The organism is Oceanobacillus neutriphilus (assembly GCF_014645515.1).
In the GTDB taxonomy this organism is placed as follows: Bacteria; Bacillota; Bacilli; order Bacillales; family Amphibacillaceae; genus Oceanobacillus; species Oceanobacillus neutriphilus.
Genome location: NZ_BMLW01000006.1, coordinates 135,697 through 158,299 on the forward strand (window position 1 = coordinate 135,697; position 22,603 = coordinate 158,299).

The window sequence follows — 22,603 nt, forward strand, 5'->3', positions numbered from 1 at the left end:
TTTCCACAGGCTGAAGCATAAATGGTCTTTTTTATTATCATCATTAGAGGAGTGAGCATATTGTTAATTGGTTATCAAGGTGTGGAAGGCAGCTACAGTACGGTCGCCTGCCAAAAGTTCAGCGGAGGAAATAATTATCAGACGAAAGGGTTTCTTACTTTTCGGTTATTAGTGGATGCATTGCTCCATGACGAGGTTGACTATATTGCGCTGCCAGTTGAAAATTCAACAAGCGGCCCTATTACAAGAACGATTGATTTAATGAAGTATTTGGATGTCACAGCAACGGATGAAATCTATGTAAAAATTGATCATGCACTTATTACAAAGCAGCCCATGAAGCTGTCACAAATCACAAAGGTGTATTCTCATCCAGAAGCACTGGAACAATGCTATACCTATTTAAGTCAGTACCCGCATATCGAGGTCAACGAATATATGGATACAGCTGGTGCAGTTGAAAGGCTTAAGTATGCAGAGGATAAAACCATCGCCGCCATAGCAGGCAGTCATACTGCAGAATTGTATGGAATGACTGTGATTCAAGAAAATATCAGCGATAATCCATTCAATACGACACGTTTCTTATTTTTTAAAAAGAAAGAGCCTATAGTAAATCGTGGACAAAATAAAACATCTATTTATGTTGAAGCCAATCACAGCACTGGCTCACTAAGCGATATTTTAAACATTTTTAAAAAGCATGATACGAATTTGCTCTACTTAATGTCCCGCCCCATTCAAACGAAACCGTTCACGTATGGATTTTTTATCAATATTGATAACGGTATTGGTAACAAAAAGCTCGATATGGCATTAGAAGAATTAAAAGGTATTTGCACATATATAAATATTTTAGGCAGTTACCATAAAGGTAAAATCCCGGCATACAAAGGAGTCTTACAAAATGAAACAGCTTTTAACAGCTAAGAAACACTTATTCACCCGAATTGCGATTGGATTTGGACTTGGAATCCTGTTTGGTATCCTTTTACCCGAGTTTTCTATTCAAGTAAAATTCATCGGTGATATTTACTTAAATTTAATTCAGATGATGATTATCCCAATTATTTTTGTAGCCGTCTCTACTGGTATTATTAACATTGGCAGCTCCAGCGATCTTGGCCGGATCGGCTTTAAGAGTATTGTTGTCTTTGTTGCCATGTTTATCACCACTGCAGCAATCAGTTTAGCCATTTCCTACCTGATTCGTCCTGGTCAGAAAATTACAATGGATACTGTCGGATATGATGGAGAAGTCACTGATCCAAGTTTCGCAGATTTCTTTATGAATATCGTACCTAGTAATCTATTCCAGGCTATTTCGGAAGGGGATATTTTGGCAACAATTTTATTTACACTTATTTTCTCCGTAGCCATTGTTGTCGTCGGGAAAGAAGCAGATCCAGTCAAAACATTTATCAACAGTTTGTCCAAGGTCATCTTTAAAATTCTGGATTTCATCATGGAGCTGACACCAATCGGCATTATTTCGCTGATGGCATTCGCTGTTGCTGAATATGGTGCCGGTATTTTCTCCGCACTGGGATTATATATTTTCACAGCATATTTTGCATGTATTATCGTATTTATCCTTGTTATGTTAATCCCGGCTTGGCTATATAGTAAACTCCGTCCAATTGATTTTATTAAAGGTATTTATAAAGTATGGCTTGTATCTCTATCCACCACAAGCTCTGCTGTAACGATGCCGACAACCATGCGGGTAACCAGAAACGATTTTAAAGTCTCTGAATCTATTACGAACTTTGTTGTACCATTGGGGACGACCATCAATATGGCAGGTGGAGCTGTATCGTTTAGTCTGCTTGCTGTCTTTGTATCCGACTTTTACGATATTCCGCTTGGTGTTGGTCAAATTATTTATCTCGTCATTATCGCAACGATTCTAAATATGGCAGCACCCGGTATTCCAGGCGGCGGAATTGTGCTCGGGGCATCCTTCCTGACACTTCTTAATCTGCCGATTGAATTGATGGGCCCTATCGCAGCCATCTATCGATTACTTGATATGGCTTATACGACCATGAACATTACCGGCGATGCCGCTGCAGCAGTTCTGATTGATAAATCGGAAGAAAAACGGGCCTTGCAATTAAAAGCCAGGAAATCTTAAAATATGTAGGGGGCGAGGACTTAACAAGCCTAAAATAAAGAAAGAGGAATTTCACATCGAGTTTTGATGTGAAATTCCTCTTTTTACTGGTTTTTGTCTTCGTCTCTTTACTGATTGCATCAAGCCTTATAATGTTTAAATACATATTATATTTTTGAAATTTCTCTCCAAGCAAAAAGGATCTGGAATCTCACTTTCAAATCCTTTTCATATTGAGGCTTTGAATTCCTTTATTTTCACATCAAACTCTTATGAATTTTTTAGTAGTAACTAATTATTAATCCGTTTGTTAACTTCAATCGTAATGAACTCCGGCAAATAATTAGGAGTACATCCTTTTGATACCATTTCGTCTTTGTAAAGACCCGTTTTCTCACCAAGTTTCATACAACGTGCACGATTTTTTTCATCATAAACGCCTATCCAGCCTGCAGTGAAATTCATAGCCCATTGAACTTCCGGTTCTTCCTGCGTAATATTAGCTTCTAATGCAGATAGTAAGTCTGCAGTGTTATCAGGCAGTGTTTTCCCAGTCCATCTCAATCGACCTTGATAATACCAGAAAGCTCGCCTTTGAAGAGCAGAAGGGCTATTTTCCCATGACTCCATCAATGCAATTGTCTTCTTGGCTTTGGTGAGCTGATTAGCCATTATCCAATCCATTAAGTTATTTCGCTCATCAAATGGGTGAGTCTGCATATCCTTATCAAGCTTATTTAGTACATCTGGTGAAAGAAGTTTTTTGTCCATAATTAAGGTTGCCAATAGTCTGGGCAAAAAATCTCCGGTTGACCAAAGTTCCATAGCTAGTTCGTGATCTTTTTTAATGTCCTTCGCGATTTTTCTTAAGTCGCCCAGCTTCGTTTGACTATTGATCTGAGTTAGAATGTTTTCTGCTTTTGCTGAGCGTTTTATTTCTGTGCTTTTATTTTTATGCATTTGAGACAACTCCTTATTCAAACACTGTTTCATAATATATCATTGGCGGCATATATCTATAACTAAATTTTGTTAAAAGTCTTATTGCACACAATTGTACCATAACACTGTAAAAGGAGTGATTCATTTCGCCATTATTTATGGTACGGTTCTCCGTGGTATATCTAAATAAAAATTCTTTCGCCGGCTTTTAATCCATGATTTTTATCTCATATTTTCTTCCATAATGTCAACAAACCTTTCCGCAGCTCTATTTAAAGGAACATTTTTTAAATAACAAATGCCAATACTTCTTTTCGGTATAGGTTCCGTTAAGGCCACTTCATGAAGCTGGCCTTTTCTCAAAAACTCTTCAGAGAATTCTTTGGTAACACAGGCAACACCAAGATTAATCTTGGCAAATTCTAACAGCAGTTCATGTGAGCCTAACTCAAATTCCGGCTGGATTGTAATTCCTTTTGTCAGAAAAAATTCTTCCACATATCTCCGGGAATTGGAATTATCCAATAGAATAAGCGGAAACTTAACCAATTCTTTCAGTTCGATCGGCTTAGATAATTCTTCTTGATATTTTTCGCCATATACAAACGTATCCTGAATTTCCAATAAAGGCTTTACCTCTAATGATTTGTCATCAACAGGGAGATTACAAATAGCGATGTTCACTTCTCCTGCTTTTAAAGCAGCAATGATTTCCCACGTTGTCCCATTGACTATTTTGAATTTGAGATTTGGATATCGATTATGAAATGTTTCTAAATAAGGAAGCAGAAAAAATCGCGAAATGGTATCACTGACCCCTATTTTCAGCTCTCCAATGATTAAATTTTTAAATTCTAACAGCTTTTCTTCACCAGCCTGTATAAAATGAAGTGCTGAACTGACATATTCAAACAATACATTTCCTTCATCCGTCAGCGTGACACCTTTTGACAGCCGGTTAAACAGCCTTGTATCTAATTCCTTCTCTAATTGTGCAATAGATTGACTGATTGCCGGCTGTGACATATACAGCTCTTTTGCCGCTTTGGAAAAGCTTTTATTTTTACCAACTGTATAAAAAAGATAATATAAATCCAATTTGCCTATCATATAACCCATCCTTATACCCCATATTAGATATATTGACTTTACTTATATCATTAAAAGCCGTATATTACAAGAGGAGACTGTTTAGATTGTTAATGTTTTAGCAAAATACTTTTTAATAAAAAGTGAAATTTTTATCAAATATAGCCAGATTGCAAAGAAGGAGCGAATTATTGTGGAAAGAGTTGTAGGAACTATTGCCAGAGGACTGCGTTGTCCCATCATTAATACAGGAGATCGCATTGAAGAAATCGTTGTGGATAGTGTATTAAAAGCAGCAGAAGTTGAAGGCTTTACCATTCAAGATAAAGATGTTGTCACCGTTACGGAGTCAGTTGTAGCACGGGCACAAGGTAACTATGCCACTATTGACCATATTGCCAAAGATGTTCAAACTAAATTTGGTGATGATACTGTCGGTGTGATTTTCCCGATCCTTAGCCGTAACCGTTTTTCTGTTTGTCTAAGCGGTATCGCAAAAGGCGCCAAGAAAATCGTGTTAATGCTAAGCTACCCTTCTGATGAAGTAGGCAATCATTTAGTGGATTTAGATACACTTGATGAAAAAGGGATAAATCCTTGGACAGATGTCCTAACAGAAAAGCAATTTCGGGAGCACTTTGGCTACAATAAACATACCTTTACAGGCGTAGATTATATCGATTATTACAAATCCCTGGTTGAAGAATACGGAATAGAATGCGAAGTCATCTTTTCAAATGATTCAAAGACGATCTTGGAATACACAAAGAGTGTACTTTGCTGTGATATTCATTCCCGGGAGAGAACGAAAAGAATTTTAAAGGCGAATGGCGGCAAAAAAATTTATAGCCTCGATAACATTCTTTCTGAATCCATTGACGGAAGTGGTTTTAATGACGCTTACGGGTTACTTGGCTCAAATAAAGCGACAGAAGTTAGTGTAAAGCTATTCCCGCACAATTGTCAGCCTGTCGTTGATAACATTCAGGAAATCCTGAAGGAAAAGACAGGAAAAACGGTTGAGGTCATGATTTATGGTGATGGAGCATTTAAAGATCCTGTAGGAAAGATATGGGAACTGGCTGATCCGGTCGTTTCCCCTGCTTACACAGCTGGATTAGAAGGAACACCGAATGAAATTAAATTAAAGTACTTGGCTGATAATCAATTTGCTGATTTAAAAGGGGAAGAACTCAAGGAAGCCATCTCTAAGTACATTGATGAGAAACAGGATGACTTAGTGGGGGCAATGGAAGCGCAAGGAACTACTCCTCGGAGATTGACGGATCTTATCGGGTCGCTTTCTGATTTAACTTCAGGCAGTGGGGATAAAGGGACGCCGATTGTGTTTATTCAGGGATATTTTGATAATTATACGAAATAAGTGTTGATGAGGAAAAATTATAGGACAAGGGGGCGAGGCTCCTTTGTCCTTTTTATGGGGTGGTGGGACTTAAAAAGTAACGCGTTTATATGATGGTATGTCCTCTTTTTGAGTCGTTAGGGAAACTTCGTTTTTCACGTGAAACATCATTTACTTATGGTAAGGCTCCCCCCCTAATAATCCTAAAACTCCGATAAACCTGTTCCAACAGCACCAGCCGCATCAACTGATGAGGAAACGTCATCTTAGAAAACGACAAAGCCAAATTACCTCGCTTCCGAGCATCCTCACTAATCCCAAGCGAACTGCCAATCCCAAACACAACCTTGCTCTTCCCGTAAGTCGCAAGCTCATCCAGCTTTTGGCTAGCTGCTCTGAGCTCAGCATCTTCCCTCGATTTCAAGCGTAATCACAAAAGCATCTAGATGAACCTGGGCAAGAATACACTCGCCCTGCTTACGCTCACCTCTTCCATTTCCGCTTCACTCATCGTTTCGGGTGCTTTTTCATCGGCTACCCCTACAATGGCTATCTTTGCATTAGCACCCAACCTTTTTTATATTCATTAATACCCTGTTTTAAATATTTTTCCTTCAGCTTTCCAACTGTGACAAGCGTTATATTCATCGCTATCTCCTTTTATCATTAAATTATCCACTTCTATTATCTCCCTTCATTTTACCATGATTCTCTGTTTGGAGTTTTTAATGATTTTTTAGAAAGATACAAGCAGGTATCAAGCTATTCTAAGCAAACACTCAAACTTTCTTAATAAAAAGCTTATTCTATTATTTGTCGAATCTCTATGCGTTTACTCTGTGAATTAGATAGAGCAGCAGCTTGATTGATTACGGTTAGATTCAACACATCTTCTTTCCTAATTACAGGCGGGTGATCTGACTGAATGTCACTTACCCATTGCTCCATCGGAGTCGGTTTATCAGTCCACTTTTCATTTAATTTCACCCATTTATTATCATTTACATGAATACTATTAAGACTTGCCTCGCCATCTTTCAGCATAATAGTGCCTTCCGTTCCATACAACTCCAATTGAAAAGGACTGCCATACGATAAAAATCCCGTTCCAATAATGCCAATGGCTCCTGATTGATATTCGGCTATCACTGCTGCACTATCATCTACGAACTTACTATTCTGTTGCTGGAGACGGGCATATATCGCTTGAACTGGACCTGCTAACCGGTTAGTCAAATAGATTGGGTGTGCACCGAGATCTATTAATGAACCGCCGCCTGTTTTTTCTGGATCATAGAATCTTGCAGGAAGCCAACCGTTTTTAGCTTCACCGGAAGCAACGCCGCCATTATGTGCTAAACGACAGCGAATCATTGTGATTTCTCCAAGCCAGCCTTTTTCCATTGCTTGATTAGCATATAAGTAATCATCCTCTGTCAAGCGCGGTAAAGATACCATCAGTTTAATCCCATTTTCCTCTACCGTATCAAAAATTTCTTTACATTCTTGGGCAGTAAAAGCCAGTACTTTTTCCGTAAAAACATGCTTTTTGTGCTTTGCAGCTGCCATAATAACTTCCTTGTGCATATTTGTTGGGGTAGTTACAATAACACCATCCATATCAGGGTTGGACAAAATTTTTTCCAAATCTCCTTCAAATGGAACACCTAGTTCATCCGCCCATATTGCCCCACGCTCCTGATCTTCATCCCAAACCTGTACAATGTTAAGATAATCATTCGCCCCAGCTTCTTTTGCATAATCATCGGCATGGACATGCCATCTGCTTAATAACGCAACATTCATCATATCTTACCTCTCCCCCTCCTTAAGTTAACTAAAATATACCGCTTTACCTGTTTTGGCAGATTCATAAATTGCTTCCAAAATTTGAGTTACAACGAACGCCTCTTTTGGTTTAACGGTTGGTTCTGTATCATTAATAATGCTCTCAATCCAGAGACGGGCTTCCAATTCTGAATCACTTTCCTCATCTCCATCATAAAAGGCTACACCACCCGATTCTAATTCAACATTGGTTGCATAAAGTTTGCCGAAATTCTCTCCATTTATTCGTAACCCGTCCTTCATGTCAGCTCCGCCTTCGGTCCCGCTAAGTGAGCACTTTGCTTCATCTTCATCAAGCGAGTTAATGGCCCAGCTTGATTCGAGTATAATCGTTGCTCCATTTTCCATCGTGATAAAACCAAATGCTGAATCCTCTACCGTAAACTTCTCAGGATCCCATGGGCCCCAGGCATTTGCAGCGTCTTTCCTCTTACCAAGCTTGTGAAAAGCGGATCCCATTACTGCTTTCGGTCTGTAATTGTCCATCATCCAGAGCGTCAAATCCAGTGCATGTGTACCAATGTCGATTAAAGGGCCTCCACCTTGTTTCTCTTCGTCTAAGAACACTCCCCAAGTTGGGACGGCACGTCTCCGAATCGCATGTGCCTTAGCAAAGTACACTTCCCCCAGATCACCACGCCTGCTTACCTTATGTAAGTATTGACTGTCAGTTCGGAAGCGGTTATTGTAACCTATTGTTAATTTCCTTCCTGTTCTTTCAGCAGCTTCTACCATCGATTTCGCTTCTTTTGAAGTTTTAGCCATTGGTTTTTCACACATCACATGCTTCCCTGCTTCAAGCGCAGCAATGGATATCTCTGCATGTGAATTATTTGGTGTACAAACATGAACAACATCAATCGAAGCATCCTGAAGTAATTGTTTATAATTATTGTATACTTTAGCATCAGCTATACCATATTCTTCTGCAGCTTCCTCAGCTCTTTCTAGTTTAATATCACAAAAAGCAATCAGGTCCACTTGCTTAATCTTTTTTAGGCTTGGAAGGTGTTTACCTTTTGCAATTCCTCCACATCCAATAACCGCAATTTTTAATTTTTCAGTCACAAGAATCACTCCTATTTTTTATTTTATAAATAATCGTATCTATATGGAATAAAGTAATTTCTCTTATCCCTTTGTTGCTCCGCCAAGACTAAATCCTTTCGACATATACCGCTGTGATAAATAGTATAAAATAACAACTGGTGCCGAATATAGAACAGAAAACGCTGCAAGTTCTCCGTAATTGACTAATCCATAGTTCCCAAAAAACTGGAATATAGTAACGGACGCCGGCATTTTCTCAGGTGATTGAATTAAAATATATGGCACGAAAAAATTCCCCCAGCTTCCTGTATACGTAAATATTAATACCGTAAATGTTCCTGGAAGCATTAACGGGGCTATGACCCTTCTTATACCTCCCCATACGGATGCACCATCAATCCAGGCGGATTCTTCTAATTCTATCGGTACTGAATCCATAAAGTTTTTCATCATCCATATAGCATAAGGTAGCGATGTTCCTGCTGTAAATAACATTACCGCCCATAATTTATCTACAAAATTAAATAACAAAAACATTTGAAACACAGGAACAATAACTGCGGTCATTGGTAATGATGTTAAAAATAGAATGGTATACAAAAATGACTTTTTATAGGATGGTTTGTATCTTGATAATGGATAGGCTGCCAGAATACTAACAATTACAACGATGATAGATTGTCCACCCGACAAAAATATTCCAATTAAGAAAGATCTAATAATGGATGGATCACTGAGAATTCCCATGTAATTTTTCAGGGTATACTTTTCAGGAATCTTCAGCGCTTGAATCGCTGAACTATCAATAGATGCTACCAGCATCCACAAAAGTGGCAAGATAAAAATGAGTCCCAAACATATAAGTACTATATGATGTATTATTTTCTCTGTTCTTCCAATTCTCATGCCGCTGTCCTCCCCTTATACTTTTACCTTAAGAAATCTCATATACAATAGACTAAATAGAGCCCCTATTATTAGAATTACTAATGAAATTGCTGTTCCATAGCCTAATTGGTAACTTACAAATGCCTGTTGATACATGTACACCGGTAAAGTCATGGTCGCGTTTCCAGGGCCGCCGCCAGTCATTGCATAGATTAAGGTAAATACCCCTAAAGTTTGTAACGTTACAAGCATTAAATTGGTCGTGATGGTCCCTTTAACGATGGGAATTGTTATATTTCTAACAATTCTCCATCTGCTGGCGCCATCCATTACCGCAGCCTCTTCCACTTCCAAAGGTATGTCATCCAGCGCAGCCTGAAAAGCCATCATAGAAAAAGCTGTACCGCGCCATATATTTGCTAATACAACACTAACCATCGGATACTCAAAAAGAAAAGCAATTGGTTCTATACCAGATAAAGCTGTAATTATACTGTTTAGTGTTCCATTATCTCCTAAAAAAGCCACCCAGCTAAAACCAACAACAATTTCAGGAGTTACCCATGCTGCAATAACCGTGATACCAATCGCTCTGCGAAAGGCAGCATTTTTACCTTTCATTAAGAATGCGATTAAAAATCCCAAAAGACATTGACCTAAAATAGCAGAAAATAAAACAAAAAGTAACGTTTTTCCAATACTGTTATACAATTGTGCATCATTAAACATTTGGATGAAATTATCAAATCCTACAAATTTAATGTTCTGAGCCTGAGAACCAGTGAGTGCTAAATTGGTAAATGAAAAGACTATCGTTAATAGCATTGGAGTAAGAAAGAATATTAATAATAATATCAATGCAGGTGATAAAAAAATTGACGACTTCGTATTATCCGACATTTTCTTCTTACTTGAAGCATTAGGTGTAACTTCCATTTCATTCCCCCACTTTACAATTCATTAGGAATGATATTGAAGGTGAGGAATAAATTATATTTATTCCTCATTCAATATCTAATAAACGTTTTCTTCTCCCACTATGTCAGTTACTTTTGCTTTATAACTAGCAGCTGCCTCTTCGGGTGACATTGCCCCGCTGGCTACTGCTTCTACCGCATTTTGAATTTCAATCGAAACGTTTGGATATAAATCGTTCTTCGGTCTAAAATGTGCATTTTCCAATGCTTTTGTGGCAGGTTCAATTAACGGTTTTTCTGTATAATCGCTGCTTTCTGCTGAATCATTCCTCACCGTTAAAGTCCCCTCAATAATTGCACGCTCCGTTTGTGATTCCTCCGTGCTCATTGCTTGAATAACCTTCCATGCTGCATCATGATTTTGTGATTTTTCGGGAATCGCCCATGACCAGCCGCCAGCCATGGTCACAAATCCTGGTTCTTCTCCATCCTTGGTAGGAAAAGGCACAAATCCAAGTGTTTCTTCAATATTTTCTATTGGATACGCACCACCCTCTGCATAGTTTCCAATATTCCAATTACCGTCTAGCACCATTCCAACGCCGCCGGTCGGTAATAATTCTTGGGTCATAACGGATCCATAATTAGCATTTAGAGCAATTGAAAGAGATGGGCCCAAGTCACGCTGGTTCATTATTTCGTCAACAAAGACTAAAGCATCCGTAATCCCTTGTCCATTCACATTCCATTTTTTACTTTCACTGTCATATAAAGTTTCATCCGTTCCATAGAGCAGCATTTCAAATGTTTGCATCGATACTGCTTCTCCATTCGCTTTTGCCACATTCATCGCAAATGGCACTACATCCGGATTCGCTTCCTTTATCGTTTCTGCTGCGGTATAAATATCATTCCAGCTCTTAGGCTCCCAATCGATTGGTAACCCTGCCGCTTCAAAAACCTCTTTGTTATACCAGATGCCCCGGGAATCCGTTGTTGTTGGTATACCATAAATACTTTCATCTTCCCCCGTAGTTCCGAACTTTATATTTTCAATATAATTATCCCATTCATTCCACGAATCTACGTACTCATCCAATGCTATCAAATAACCGGCATTCGCATCGGCGCTTAACATAAATGTGTCTTCAGATACAATATCCGGAGCCGTTTCTTCTGATTGCATCGTTAATGCAACTTTTGAGAAATAATCTCCCTCGCTGGCAGTTATTGGCGAAAGAACAATATCAATATCCTCATTCTTTGATTCAAAGTCAGCTTCAAATCCCTCGAGATATCTCCTTACATTATCCTGCTCACCCAATCCTCTCCACGTTATTTTTATTTCCGTTTTTCCGTTTGTTGACTCTGAATTACCTTTTGCATTATCTGAATCCGTACATGCACTGAGTAGTAATATTCCAGATAATAAAATGAGTACTGGTACATTTTTTTTGAACATCCAGACCATTCCTCCCAATCGTCTTTTTAATAAGTAAATAGGTAATGATCAAAAATCCTGTTTAAACTGTCTGCACATGCCACCACCTTTCCGTTTACGTAAACTGCCTGCTTCAGTGCCGTGAATTACAATAGTTTCACAATAGTCAGACACCTTCACAGGAAAAATTGTAGCGCTTACAATTCCATATCTCAATAACGATTTTTGGTCATTTTTATCTTTTTATGTTATTTAGCCACTATTCTGTATATTATTCTTCTTTTTGTATATGTTTTATGCTATATTATTGTTGAAAACGTTACCATTTTTATTCCAAGGAGTGAAAGTAGTCAAAATGAAAAAAAGAATTCTTAGAAGAACATTTTATACTTTTTTCTCCATTATCTTGTTGTATACGCTAATGATTATTATCACTGTTACACTTTTTAATTTTAATTATTTTTCACAGCAAAACGATTATAAGAACCAAAATTTTTTGAATTCATTCAGTCATACAATAGATGCTAAAATTAGTAATGCATTCCATTATGTTTCAACCATTTCTAAACAAGCAAGTATTCGGGAATATATAAGCAATTCAAATAGTTCGCTGTTATACTTTCCAACTATTTATGATGATCTGGTTAATAGCCTGTATTCAACAGATAATGTAGACGTAAATGTTGGAATAACAAAGGTTTCGGATAAATATGTAGTTTCTCAAGATGGTTATTTTACTTTAACAGATTACTTTAACCATCTGGGCATTAGCGAAGACTTAATGACATCTCCTCAATTTATTGAACAAGATAAAAATAATAACTTTTATGTAATTGACGATAAATATCAGCAAAATGTTAAAAATACTACATTTATAAGTAAAAACTATAATCATCAGTTTGATGAATACTTATATATTTTCATAAGCATACCCAATGAGAAATTGTTTCCCCAGGAACTGGAAAACATGGAGGGTTCGTTTTATTTAGATAAACATGTTGCAGGTCCAACAGAAGGGAGCCCCACTATTGCAGGGGCGAAAGAAAGTGAGAACTTTGAAGACCTAACCATATATCATACAAAAGACAATAAAATTTTATATAGTATTCCTTCGTCTGTTTTAAAAAGTATGCAGTATTCCTACTCCGTCGAAGAAACCAAATTCCTTCAATTTGAACCGGATTTTGTATCGGTATTGATGTTATTTGGTTTATGTCTCTTTTTACTTGGAGGAATTATCCTCTATTTCGCAACGATAAAAAGCTACAATCCGATCCAAGATATACTGAACACCCTAAATGAGTATTTCCCTATTTCTTTCAAGGATAATAAAGGAAATAAATTTAGCGAATTGGATTATATTATTGGAAATATAGACAACATTCAACATAAAAATAAAGAACTTGAAGAACGAATTAATGATTCATTATCCGTATTACAAGCCGAATTTTTCTCTTCTGTCCTATTTGGTACGATCAATAAAGAAGAGATCTCACATAAATTAATGGAGCTTAATATGGAGAAATTCAATGGCGGCGGAATAATAGCGATTGTATCCATCGAAAGTCCAGATTCGGAGAGAGAAGATATCCCAAATACGAATTTACTTGTCTTGCGAAATAAGGTTATCACACTAATTAATGATGTTAATAATGAGCTGCCATCTATTCAAATTGCAATTGATTATAAAAACATTTGTATTATTTTTCCATACAAAGAAGCTGATCGCGTTAATGATCAATTAACTGAAGTAACATCTTATGTTGATAAGAAATTATCTATTAAACTAACCTTCTCAGTATCTGAGCCGGTAGAAAGCATCTATAACTTCAATATGGCTTTTATTGAAGCAATGGAACTGACTTTAAAAAAATATATGTACGCTGCTAACCCGCTAAATTTATTTTCCAGCAGAGAGCCATTAATAAATGATGACAGCTATTCCTATTCGCTAGATGATGAAAGGTTTTTGATGAATGCCATTATCGATAATGATCTTGAGCTGGCAAGAAAATTGGTTCAGGATATTTTAGATGAAAATTTACAGTGTTTATATCTAAGCACAATTAATACCATTAAATTTAAGTATGTGCTGTTGAATACCGTAAAACGTTTATTAAATTATTATGATCGGTCCATTAATGAATTTTCCCTGCAAAACAAGGGGTTATTTGATTTGCTAAACAGCAATGACAAAGATGACATCCATTTTTCCTTTAAAGAGATTTTCGAAGTATTATTTCATAATTTTATTATCTCATTTAAAGAAATATCTGATCCCACTACATTAAGAATACTGGACTTTATTACCGATAACTTCCAGCAGGATCTTTCATTAACAGATATATCGATAAAATTTGGTTTAACAGAAGGCTATATCAGCAGATTACTAAAGAAGAATGCAAACATTAACTTCAAAAAATATCTAAATAACTTAAAAATTAATGAAGCAAAAGAGCTGCTTAAGAATGGAAATCATAAAGTAAATGAAGTAAGTACACTAGTAGGCTATAAAAATGTGAATACTTTTATACGCATTTTCAAACAGCAAGAAGGAATCCCACCAGGGGAATTTTCCAAACTTCGGTGATATTTCTTTGTTATTTTGTCATTCGGATGCACTCTCCCTGGAAGTGCATCTAAATAGTCTGAATTCAGATAAAAAGGGTTATCGTTTGCATATTAAATCGAGCAGAACACACACCACCGAGTAGGCGTCGCCATTACTGGCCACGCCTCTCACAGATCTACGCATGTGACTCCTCTCATATATCGCTTTTAGAGATAGAGATAAAGTTCATCATAAACAGATACAAGACTTATTAAACCAAGTTCAGAGAAGAATTCATTATCTAATGACGCATGAACCATTGGACTTTTCGAGCTTCGCCATGCCAACTTGGGATACCAGATCTGTTCAGAGGTTTGCCTTCATGTCCTCCGCACGCTACCTCACAGTCAACGCACTACATGCCAGCTAATGCTTACCGGCTGTTCGGCGCATTCAGGACTTGCACCTTATAGATGTATGTGCTGCCACTCGTAAAAGAAAGAGACGATTACTAGGGCAACCGTCTCTTAATGATGGTATAACAAAAACAATTTATCTGTTTTTTCGAAGCCCCAATAAGCGCTTTAAATTGTCATCAATAAATGTATTATCAGTACTGTTAATTCCACGACCAGCAAAATGGCCCCATACTGATTCAATAGGGTGATATTCAGAATTAGATACTAGATTAGCCTCATATTCATTATTATCTGCAGTGCAGAAAAGATCTGTACTTCCCGGCATGATATAAGTAATCGCTTCTATGCTTTTTAGTGCTTCATCAAATTCTCCGTTATACAGGGAATTAGCACTAATATCTGCATGTTGTCCTGTCCATAACATGGCTAGTACATTGTGCGGATCCATACTCATAAAACTATTTTCCCAAACTCCTACTGCAAAATCTTCCAAGGAGTCAAATCCCATTTCCCGGAAAAGTTCTTCTTTATAGAAAGTCTGTGATAATCCCCATCCTGCATAGACACGTCCAACTGCACGCATGTCTTCAGAGGTCAATTGGTTTAACTTAGTAGAATTTGAGCCAATTGAGGCCATAAGCGCAGCCTTAAGTCCATCGAGGACCACATACGTTTGCGGCCAAGTCTTTGCATTTCCACAGAATGAGGCAATTCGTTCTACCATATCAGGATAAATCGCCCCCCATTGAAATGACTGAAGACCTCCCATTGACCACCCAACTACAAGAGCAATCTTCTGAATGCCAAATTTTTCGGTCACTAGTCGATACTGTAATTGAATATTGTCATAGATTGTTACCTGTGGAAAATTAGCCTTATCGAACGGTGCTGGCGTATTACTTGGAGACGAAGATAACCCGTTCCCTAATAGATTGGGAACAATAATAAAGTATTTCTCAGGATCCAGTGCCATCCCGCTTCCAATTAACCATTCATTATTAACATGCTGGTCACCAAAAGCCGTTGGATAAACGATAACGTTATCTTTTCTTCCATTTAATGTTCCATAAGTCTTGTAAGCAAGAAAAGCATTTGGTAATGTCACTCCAGACTGCAATGTTACATCACCTAAATTATAAATCTCAAAATCCTCCATGAATTGTCACTCCTTTCTAAATGAAACACAACATTAAAAATGTATTTCTTGTTATTAAGTATAAAGCTGTGTTACATTCAATAAAAGTGAACAAAATTAATAGTAGCATTCAAAAATATTGAAAGCGAGAGGGGGAACTATGATGGAATTACGCCAACTGAATACATTCCATACGGTTGCAACAACTTTAAATTTCAGTCGAGCTGCTGAAGCACTAAACTATGTACCTTCAAACGTCACGATGCAAATAAAAGCATTGGAGGAAGAGCTTAATGTTCGTCTTTTTGACCGCTTGGGAAAGCAGCTCGTTCTCACCACTGCGGGTAAACGTTTTCTAATTCATGTCCAAGACATTCTTAACAAATTAGACGAAGCACGCAGCTCCGTTCATGACAATGAAATTCTTAGTGGTACTCTAACGATTAGTGCGAACGAAGTTGTTTGTGCCTATCGACTTCCAGAGGTCTTTAAACTTTTCCGTTTTCGGTATCCGGGAGTTCGCCTTATCTTTCGCTCTGTTTCAAATCAACAACTTAAACAAACGCTCTTTGAGGGTACCTCAGATGTCGCCTTTATACTTGACGAACCCATTCAATCAACGGGACTTGCAGTGGAAGCATTGACAGAAGAAAATTTTCGCTTGTTTGTTGCTCCAGACCATCCACTGGCTAAACAAACTGCAATACAGCTTGAAGATTTTTACGGAGAGGTGTTCCTGATTAATGAAAAAGGTTGCCCCTATCGAACAATGTTTGATCAAACATTTAAGAAAGGTGACATTGACAGTATTTCACCTATAGAGTTCCAAAGTGCAGAAGCCATTAAACAATGTGCAATCTCAGGAATCGGTATTGCCTTTCTTCCTAAAATAGTAACTGAAGTCGAAGTTGAACGTGGCGAACTTATTGCTCTTCCTTGGCCGTTTCCAAACTTGGATGTATATACACATATGGCATGGCATAAAGACAAGTGGCTTTCACCAATTATATTATCTTTCATTGAAACAGCAAGGGAGATTCTAGTTTTTACAGAAGACAATATATCAAAGTAGTTTTTTAACTTTTAATAGCAAGGCTTTTTTCAGGTGCTTTTCCCAACAACTTGATTACGCGTTTATATTTTTGTTTCTTTTCTTTATCTTCTTCACAAAAACATTCATAACAAGAATGGGTCTATTCCCTCTTTTTGTTTGAACTAATACTGTATCGCCCTACACAATCGGCGTATCTCTTAATCTTTTATGAATATGCCAGTGATACATTTTATCTGTATTTAATTTCAAATTTCCATTTTCAAAATAAATATCCATTGCCTAGATCAATATCTAAGCAATGGATATTTATTGAAGTAATTTTATTGAAGAGCAATTTATATATGCATAAATAGATAAAACTTACTCTCTTTATCTATATTTGAGGGTATTAATTTACCGTTATTTATGGTAAGGAGCCCCTCTAATAATCCGAAAACTCCGATAAATCTGCTCCAACAGCACCAGCCGCATCAACTGATGAGGAAACGTCATCTTAGAAAACGACAAAGCCAAATCACTCCGCTTCTGCACATCCTCACTAATCCCAAGCGAACCGCCAATCACAAACACAACCTTGCTCTTCCCATAAGTAGCAAGCTCATCCAGATTTTTGGCCAGCTGCTCTGAGCTCAGCATCTTCCCCTCGATTTCAAGCGTAATCACAAAAGCATCCGGATGAACCTGCGCAAGAATATGCTCACCTTCCTTACGCTTCACCTCTTCCATTTCCGCTTCACTCATCGTCTCTGGTGCTTTTTCATCTGCTACCTCGACTATATTTACTTTTGCATAAGCGCCTAACCGCTTTTTATATTCATCGATGCCCTGCTTTAAGTATTTTTCCTTCAGCTTTCCTACAGTGACAAGGGTTATATTCATTAAAATCTTCCTTTTTTTAATTGATATGATTCTCTATAATGTGATTCTATGTTACCACACCTCCCATGAAAAGTTACCAATTTCCCTAGATTAATCATTAGTCCTCTTCCAAAAATGAGCCCTCGAATCTTATCATCTCCTCAACCCAAATTATTGACTTCTCCTTTCTTCTCTGATAAATTAAAATCGTATTAATTACAAACGCATACATAACATAAAGGAATGTTACCTTTAGCGGGCATAACCTGACAAGATACTGCACTATTACCGTGCTTTATTTTGTCAGGTTTTTTTATTAAACAAAATTCTATCCTTTGATGTTATTTCATTCTTAAAAAGAAAGGAAGTTGGATTTATGACAAACAATGCTTTTCCAGACGGATTTTTATGGGGTGGAGCACTAGCCGCGAACCAGGTAGAGGGTGCTTATCGTAAAGGCGGCAAGGGGTTAACAACGGTTGATTTAATGCCGACTGGAGAAAAGCGTAAGGCTATTATGAAGGGATTTGTTCCTTCTTTAGAGCCGTTAGAGGGTGAATTTTATCCTTCTCATGAAGCAATTGATTTTTACCATCATTATCAATCCGATATTGCTTTATTTGCTGAGATGGGCTTTAAAGCGCTGCGTATTTCTATTGCCTGGTCACGTATTTTTCCAACAGGTGAAGAGGAAGCTCCAAATGAAGAGGGGCTGCGCTTCTATGACGATTTATTTGATACGTTGAAAAAGTATGATATTGAGCCTGTTGTGACACTTGCTCATTTCGATGTTCCTGTTCATCTAGTTGAAAAGTTTGGCAGCTGGCGTTCCAGAGAGGTTGTTGGGCTCTTTGAGCATTATGCGAAGACTGTTTTCCAGCGTTATCAGGATAAAGTGAAGTATTGGATCACTTTCAATGAAATTAATATGCTGCTTCATCTGCCATTTACCGGAGCAGGGCTTACTTTCCAAGAGAACGATAATGTGAAGCAGATCCAGTATCAGGCAGCACATCATCAGTTGATTGCCAGTGCGTTGGCAGTAAAGGCATGTCATGAGATTATTCCGGATGCGCAAATCGGCTGTATGCTTGCAGCAGGGATGTTTTATCCTCATTCCTGTAATCCTGCAGATGTGAAACTGGCCATGGATCGTGATCGAGAGTCCTTCTTCTTTATTGATGTACAGGCCCGCGGATATTATCCAAGCTATGCACAGCGTTTCTTTAAAGAGAATAATATTTCACTCGTTACAAATCCGGGCGATGAAAAAATTCTTGCAAGCCATACGGTAGATTATCTTGGCATTAGCTACTACTCCAGCAGAACAATCAGCTCTGATCCGGAAGTGATGCGTCAATCAACAAGCGGAAATGTTTTTGGTTCTGCTAATAACCCATATGTGAAGAAATCCGAATGGGGCTGGACAATTGATCCACTTGGTTTCCGTATTACAATGAATCAGCTGTATGATCGTTATCAAAAGCCATTATTTGTTGTTGAAAATGGACTCGGTGCAATGGACAATCCAGATGAAAATGGAAATATTGAAGATGATTACCGCATCGAATACCTGCGCGAACACATCCAGGCGATGGGAGAAGCCATAGAAGATGGTGTTCCTATTCTGGGCTATACAAGCTGGGCGCCAATTGACCTTGTCAGTGCTTCCACAGGCGAAATGAAAAAACGCTATGGCTATATCTATGTTGATCGTGATAATCAGGGAAATGGTACAAATACACGTTCCAAAAAGAAAAGCTTCGATTGGTATAAGAAAGTAATTGCTACAAATGGACGGGACTTAGATTAATTCAAACATTTTTTACTCTTTCTTCTGCACAGCTGGCGGTTATCTAAATAGTATATAGTGAAAACGTTGACAAGTTTACAAATATGAGATTATAATATTACTAGATTATTTAGGGATTGTTACTGGTATGCAGGCAAAACCCAAGTCAAGTTGCAGAATGAGGCATCTACGTCTTTATTCTTACTTTGACTTGGGTTTTTCATTTTCCATCGTGGATACTTGTGGAGGAAGGGAATAAATATGAAAATTGATAAAGTCATTAACAATAATGTCATTAGTACATTTGATGAAGTCGGGCAGGAGCTGGTTATGATGGGCAGGGGCCTTGCCTTTCAGAAAAAAGCCGGTGAGGAAGTAGATGAATCCAAAATTGAAAAGGTATTCACCTTGAAGGATCGCCAGACTTTTGATAATTTCAAATTACTTTTGCGAGAAATCCCTGCTGAATTAATGACTCATGTGGAGGAGATTATCCAGGATGCCAAGGAAACACTGCAGACGGATTTGAATGAAAAGATTTATTTATCACTTCCGGATCACATTCATTTTGCAATGGAGCGATATAAACAAGGTATTGAAATTAAAAACGGTATTTTATGGGAAATAAAGCAAATCTATAAAGATGAGTTTGCTGTAGGTCAGCGTGCTGTAAAACGGATTAATCAATCCTTTGATATACAGCTTCCAGAGGATGAAGCTGCATTTATTGCCATTCATATTTTGGAAGCATCGATGAATGAACAGACTGAGCATACCGTTTATACAACCAAATTCATTCAGCAAGTGATTAATATTGTTAAGTATCATTTTAATGTGGAATTTGATGAAGATTCTTTGAATTATGGGCGCTTTATCACCCATTTAAAATACTTTTCTCAGCGTGTTTTCAACGGCTCACATTATAAAAATGACGATGACTATCTGTACATTATGATTAAGCAGAAGCATAAGGAAGCTTCCAAATGTACGGAAAAAATAAAGAATTTTATTAAGAAAGAATACGATCACGATTTAACGAACGAAGAAATGCTATATTTGACCATTCATATTGAACGGGTTGTTAATCGTTGATAAAATATATAAAGATTTCTAAACTGAATACCTATTGCATTTAGGATTGTTACTGATGAGGCAGGCAAAACCTAAGTCAATGGACAAAGATGGTTCATATTTCTATGTACTGTCTGCGTCGTGTTGGCTTAGGTTTTTTATATGATATAGAAAGAAAACAGGAGGGTTATTATGGATTTTGAAAAAACAGCCAAAGATATAATTAAATATGTCGGCGGTGAAAGTAACGTCATCTCACTTGTACATTGTGCAACCAGATTACGTTTTAATCTAAAAAATAATGCAAAAGCCAATAAAGAAAAATTAGAGGATGTAGATGGTGTTATTACCGTTCAAGAAAGCGGCGGACAGTATCAGATTGTTATTGGAAATAATGTTCCTGAAGTCTACCGTGCGATTGGAGAACATTCCAACATTCTCGATGATAATAAAACATCTAATCAAGGGAATAACGAGAATTCAGGAAATATCGTCAGCAGAATTATCGATGTTATCTCCAGCATTTTTGCTCCTTTTCTTGGCGTGTTTGCCGGTGCCGGGATTCTAAAAGGGCTGTTAATGATTGCTGATAATTTAAATTGGCTTACCGATGAAGATGGCACTTATATTATACTTAATGCCGCTTCGGACAGTTTATTTTATTTCCTCCCCATTCTAATTGCTGTGACAACGGCCAGAAAATTTGGAGGAAATATTTATACTGCAATTGCGATTGCCGGGGCACTTGTTTATCCATCTATCATTGATGTAGCAGAACAGGATATGTCCATTACCTTCTTGGGAATTCCGGTTGTCATGATGACTTATACATCAACGGTTATTCCTATTATTCTATCTATCATTTTAATGAGTTACTTGGAAAAGTTGTGTAACCGTTTCATTCATCAAAGTGTTAAAAATTTCTTAACACCACTTATTTTATTAATCGTGATGGTTCCTGCAACGTTAATTATTTTTGGGCCAATTGGAATAACACTTGGTATCAAAATTGCAGATATTGTTCTTGCCGGATTCAATTTCAGCCCACTACTGGCAGGTGCTATTCTCGGAGGTCTGTATCAAATTCTAGTTATCTTCGGTATTCACTGGGGGCTCTCTCCAGTCATCATCAATAATATTTCTGTTTACGGCGGAGATGGAATTAAGCCGGCTACAGGTGCTTCCGTATTTGCCCAGGCTGGAGCTGCGTTTGCCGTATTTTTAAAAACAAAAAACAAGAAATTTAAAGCATTATCCGGATCAGCAACAATCACAGCTTTATTTGGGATTACAGAACCAGCCATTTACGGGGTAACCTTAAGATTGAAAAAGCCATTTATCGCTGCTTGTATAGGTGGTACAGTCGGCGGGGCCATTATCGGTTATGGCGGCACGCTTGCGTTTTCCACTGGAGCCCCTGGAATACTTACCCTGCCAATTTTCTATGGTCCGGGCGGTCAAGGATTCTTAGCGATGGTAATCGGGATTGCTGTATCCTTTATCATTTCTGCTGTTATCACTTATATTATTGGATTTGAAGATCCTGTTGATGATCCTGCCAAAGGACCTGATGCAGGTAATGAAAATGAAGCAATTGAAACAGTTGACGAACAAATCATGAATCCAATAGAAGGAACATCCAAACCTTTAACAGAAGTGGCCGACCCAACCTTCTCTTCAGAAGCCATGGGACAAGGTATTGCAATTGAACCAACAGCTGGCCGTGTTGTTTCTCCGGTTGACGGAACAATTACCGTTGCTTTTAAAACGAAGCATGCTATCGGAATTGCTTCTGATAAAGGAGCAGAGATTTTAATCCACGTAGGTATGGATACTGTTCAGCTGGACGGGAAACATTTCATCTCCCATATTAAAGAAGGAGATAAAATTAAAGTCGGCGATGTACTTGTAGAATTTGATATGGATAAGATTAAAGAAGCAGGTTATGAAATAACGACACCTGTTATTATCACGAATTCCAATCAATACAGTGTGATTGAACCTACTAATCGAAAAAACCTAAAAGAATCAGATACACTGCTCACACTGGTTCCAAAAGAATAAACGAA

General features: G+C 37.7%; 17 protein-coding genes and 2 pseudogenes. 8 read left to right on the forward strand and 11 right to left on the reverse strand.

All coding sequences use genetic code 11. The features are described 5' to 3' along the window. The first annotated feature begins 60 nt into the window (after nt 1-60). Complete coding sequence (locus tag IEX29_RS11220) at nt 61-930, forward strand: prephenate dehydratase (RefSeq protein ID WP_188734557.1); 870 nt, start codon at nt 61-63, stop codon at nt 928-930. Further along, on the forward strand, nt 908-2,137 hold the full coding sequence (locus IEX29_RS11225; protein WP_188734558.1) for a dicarboxylate/amino acid:cation symporter: 1,230 nt from the start codon (nt 908-910) through the stop codon (nt 2,135-2,137). The genes IEX29_RS11220 and IEX29_RS11225 overlap by 23 nt, the downstream gene beginning before the upstream one ends. Nucleotides 2,138-2,407: 270 nt before the next feature. Here the strand turns inward: IEX29_RS11225 and IEX29_RS11230 are convergent, their stop codons facing one another. Continuing rightward, complete coding sequence (locus IEX29_RS11230) at nt 2,408-3,076, reverse strand: DNA alkylation repair protein (RefSeq protein ID WP_188734559.1); 669 nt, start codon at nt 3,074-3,076, stop codon at nt 2,408-2,410. 204 nt (nt 3,077-3,280) lie between these two features. Then, the gene (locus IEX29_RS11235; RefSeq protein WP_188734560.1) at nt 3,281-4,168 is read right to left on the reverse strand and encodes a LysR family transcriptional regulator; all 888 of its coding nucleotides are present in this window, start codon (nt 4,166-4,168) and stop codon (nt 3,281-3,283) included. Between the two features lie 172 nt (nt 4,169-4,340). On the opposite strand from IEX29_RS11235, the gene IEX29_RS11240 reads away from it, so the two are divergent. Beyond that, complete coding sequence (locus tag IEX29_RS11240; RefSeq protein WP_188734561.1) at nt 4,341-5,531, forward strand: coenzyme F420-0:L-glutamate ligase; 1,191 nt, start codon at nt 4,341-4,343, stop codon at nt 5,529-5,531. Between the two features lie 150 nt (nt 5,532-5,681). On the opposite strand, the pseudogene rlmH (IEX29_RS11245) reads toward IEX29_RS11240, so the two are convergent. The 6 genes and pseudogenes from rlmH (IEX29_RS11245) to IEX29_RS11270 all read right to left on the reverse strand — a co-directional run bounded on the left by rlmH (IEX29_RS11245) (nt 5,682) and on the right by IEX29_RS11270 (nt 11,675). Then, a pseudogene (rlmH, locus tag IEX29_RS11245) lies at nt 5,682-6,128 on the reverse strand (23S rRNA (pseudouridine(1915)-N(3))-methyltransferase RlmH). Between the two features lie 183 nt (nt 6,129-6,311). Then, nucleotides 6,312-7,319, reverse strand: a complete 1,008-nt coding sequence (locus IEX29_RS11250) for a Gfo/Idh/MocA family protein (protein WP_188734562.1) — start codon at nt 7,317-7,319, stop codon at nt 6,312-6,314. Between the two features lie 24 nt (nt 7,320-7,343). Further along, nucleotides 7,344-8,426, reverse strand: a complete 1,083-nt coding sequence (locus IEX29_RS11255) for a Gfo/Idh/MocA family protein (protein WP_188734563.1) — start codon at nt 8,424-8,426, stop codon at nt 7,344-7,346. A 63-nt stretch (nt 8,427-8,489) separates the two neighbouring features. Continuing rightward, on the reverse strand, nt 8,490-9,314 hold the full coding sequence (locus tag IEX29_RS11260) for a carbohydrate ABC transporter permease (protein ID WP_188734564.1): 825 nt from the start codon (nt 9,312-9,314) through the stop codon (nt 8,490-8,492). A 15-nt stretch (nt 9,315-9,329) separates the two neighbouring features. Further along, nucleotides 9,330-10,196 carry a carbohydrate ABC transporter permease gene (locus IEX29_RS11265; protein ID WP_373290674.1) on the reverse strand — a complete coding sequence of 289 codons (867 nt, stop codon included), beginning with the start codon at nt 10,194-10,196 and terminating at the stop codon, nt 9,330-9,332. Between the two features lie 114 nt (nt 10,197-10,310). Then, entirely contained in the window at nt 10,311-11,675 is a 1,365-nt protein-coding gene (locus IEX29_RS11270; protein ID WP_229720184.1) for an extracellular solute-binding protein, read from the reverse strand. 334 nt (nt 11,676-12,009) lie between these two features. Here IEX29_RS11270 and IEX29_RS11275 point away from each other — a divergent pair, with 334 nt between their 5' ends. Next, the gene (locus IEX29_RS11275; protein WP_188734567.1) at nt 12,010-14,244 is read left to right on the forward strand and encodes a helix-turn-helix transcriptional regulator; all 2,235 of its coding nucleotides are present in this window, start codon (nt 12,010-12,012) and stop codon (nt 14,242-14,244) included. Nucleotides 14,245-14,757: 513 nt separating this feature from the next. Here the strand turns inward: IEX29_RS11275 and IEX29_RS11280 are convergent. After that, nucleotides 14,758-15,780, reverse strand: a complete 1,023-nt coding sequence (locus tag IEX29_RS11280; RefSeq protein WP_188734568.1) for an alpha/beta fold hydrolase — start codon at nt 15,778-15,780, stop codon at nt 14,758-14,760. 142 nt (nt 15,781-15,922) lie between these two features. On the opposite strand from IEX29_RS11280, the gene IEX29_RS11285 reads away from it, so the two are divergent. Beyond that, nucleotides 15,923-16,831 (forward strand): LysR family transcriptional regulator, encoded by a 909-nt coding sequence (locus IEX29_RS11285; RefSeq protein WP_188734703.1) that lies wholly within the window; start codon nt 15,923-15,925, stop codon nt 16,829-16,831. 54 nt (nt 16,832-16,885) lie between these two features. On the opposite strand, the pseudogene IEX29_RS27235 reads toward IEX29_RS11285, so the two are convergent. Next, a pseudogene (locus IEX29_RS27235) lies at nt 16,886-17,089 on the reverse strand (DUF5839 family protein). Nucleotides 17,090-17,212: 123 nt separating this feature from the next. Then, nucleotides 17,213-17,692: a 23S rRNA (pseudouridine(1915)-N(3))-methyltransferase RlmH gene (gene rlmH / locus IEX29_RS11290; protein ID WP_188734569.1), complete on the reverse strand. Its 480-nt coding sequence runs from the start codon at nt 17,690-17,692 to the stop codon at nt 17,213-17,215. 355 nt (nt 17,693-18,047) lie between these two features. On the opposite strand from rlmH (IEX29_RS11290), the gene ascB reads away from it, so the two are divergent. The 3 genes from ascB (at nt 18,048) to IEX29_RS11305 (ending at nt 22,598) form a co-directional block, all read left to right on the forward strand. Beyond that, nucleotides 18,048-19,484 (forward strand): 6-phospho-beta-glucosidase, encoded by a 1,437-nt coding sequence (ascB, locus tag IEX29_RS11295; protein WP_188734570.1) that lies wholly within the window; start codon nt 18,048-18,050, stop codon nt 19,482-19,484. Between the two features lie 240 nt (nt 19,485-19,724). Then, nucleotides 19,725-20,555 carry a BglG family transcription antiterminator LicT gene (gene licT, locus IEX29_RS11300; protein WP_188734571.1) on the forward strand — a complete coding sequence of 277 codons (831 nt, stop codon included), beginning with the start codon at nt 19,725-19,727 and terminating at the stop codon, nt 20,553-20,555. A 171-nt stretch (nt 20,556-20,726) separates the two neighbouring features. Beyond that, entirely contained in the window at nt 20,727-22,598 is a 1,872-nt protein-coding gene (locus IEX29_RS11305; RefSeq protein ID WP_188734572.1) for a PTS beta-glucoside transporter subunit IIBCA, read from the forward strand. The last annotated feature ends 5 nt before the right edge of the window (nt 22,599-22,603 follow it).

Bases quoted from the DNA above. Each gene is read 5' to 3' on its own strand.
- IEX29_RS11280 (WP_188734568.1), bottom strand. From the start codon at position 15,780: ATGGAGGATTTTGAGATTTATAATTTAGGTGATGTAACATTGCAGTCT.
- ascB (WP_188734570.1), top strand. From the start codon at position 18,048: ATGACAAACAATGCTTTTCCAGACGGATTTTTATGGGGTGGAGCACTA.
- rlmH (WP_188734569.1), bottom strand. From the start codon at position 17,692: ATGAATATAACCCTTGTCACTGTAGGAAAGCTGAAGGAAAAATACTTA.
- IEX29_RS11260 (WP_188734564.1), bottom strand. From the start codon at position 9,314: ATGAGAATTGGAAGAACAGAGAAAATAATACATCATATAGTACTTATA.
- licT (WP_188734571.1), top strand. From the start codon at position 19,725: ATGAAAATTGATAAAGTCATTAACAATAATGTCATTAGTACATTTGAT.
- IEX29_RS11250 (WP_188734562.1), bottom strand. From the start codon at position 7,319: ATGATGAATGTTGCGTTATTAAGCAGATGGCATGTCCATGCCGATGAT.
- IEX29_RS11265 (WP_373290674.1), bottom strand. From the start codon at position 10,196: ATGTCGGATAATACGAAGTCGTCAATTTTTTTATCACCTGCATTGATA.
- IEX29_RS11270 (WP_229720184.1), bottom strand. From the start codon at position 11,675: ATGTTCAAAAAAAATGTACCAGTACTCATTTTATTATCTGGAATATTA.
- IEX29_RS11305 (WP_188734572.1), top strand. From the start codon at position 20,727: ATGGATTTTGAAAAAACAGCCAAAGATATAATTAAATATGTCGGCGGT.
- IEX29_RS11235 (WP_188734560.1), bottom strand. From the start codon at position 4,168: ATGATAGGCAAATTGGATTTATATTATCTTTTTTATACAGTTGGTAAA.
- IEX29_RS11225 (WP_188734558.1), top strand. From the start codon at position 908: ATGAAACAGCTTTTAACAGCTAAGAAACACTTATTCACCCGAATTGCG.
- IEX29_RS11275 (WP_188734567.1), top strand. From the start codon at position 12,010: ATGAAAAAAAGAATTCTTAGAAGAACATTTTATACTTTTTTCTCCATT.
- IEX29_RS11230 (WP_188734559.1), bottom strand. From the start codon at position 3,076: ATGCATAAAAATAAAAGCACAGAAATAAAACGCTCAGCAAAAGCAGAA.
- IEX29_RS11285 (WP_188734703.1), top strand. From the start codon at position 15,923: ATGGAATTACGCCAACTGAATACATTCCATACGGTTGCAACAACTTTA.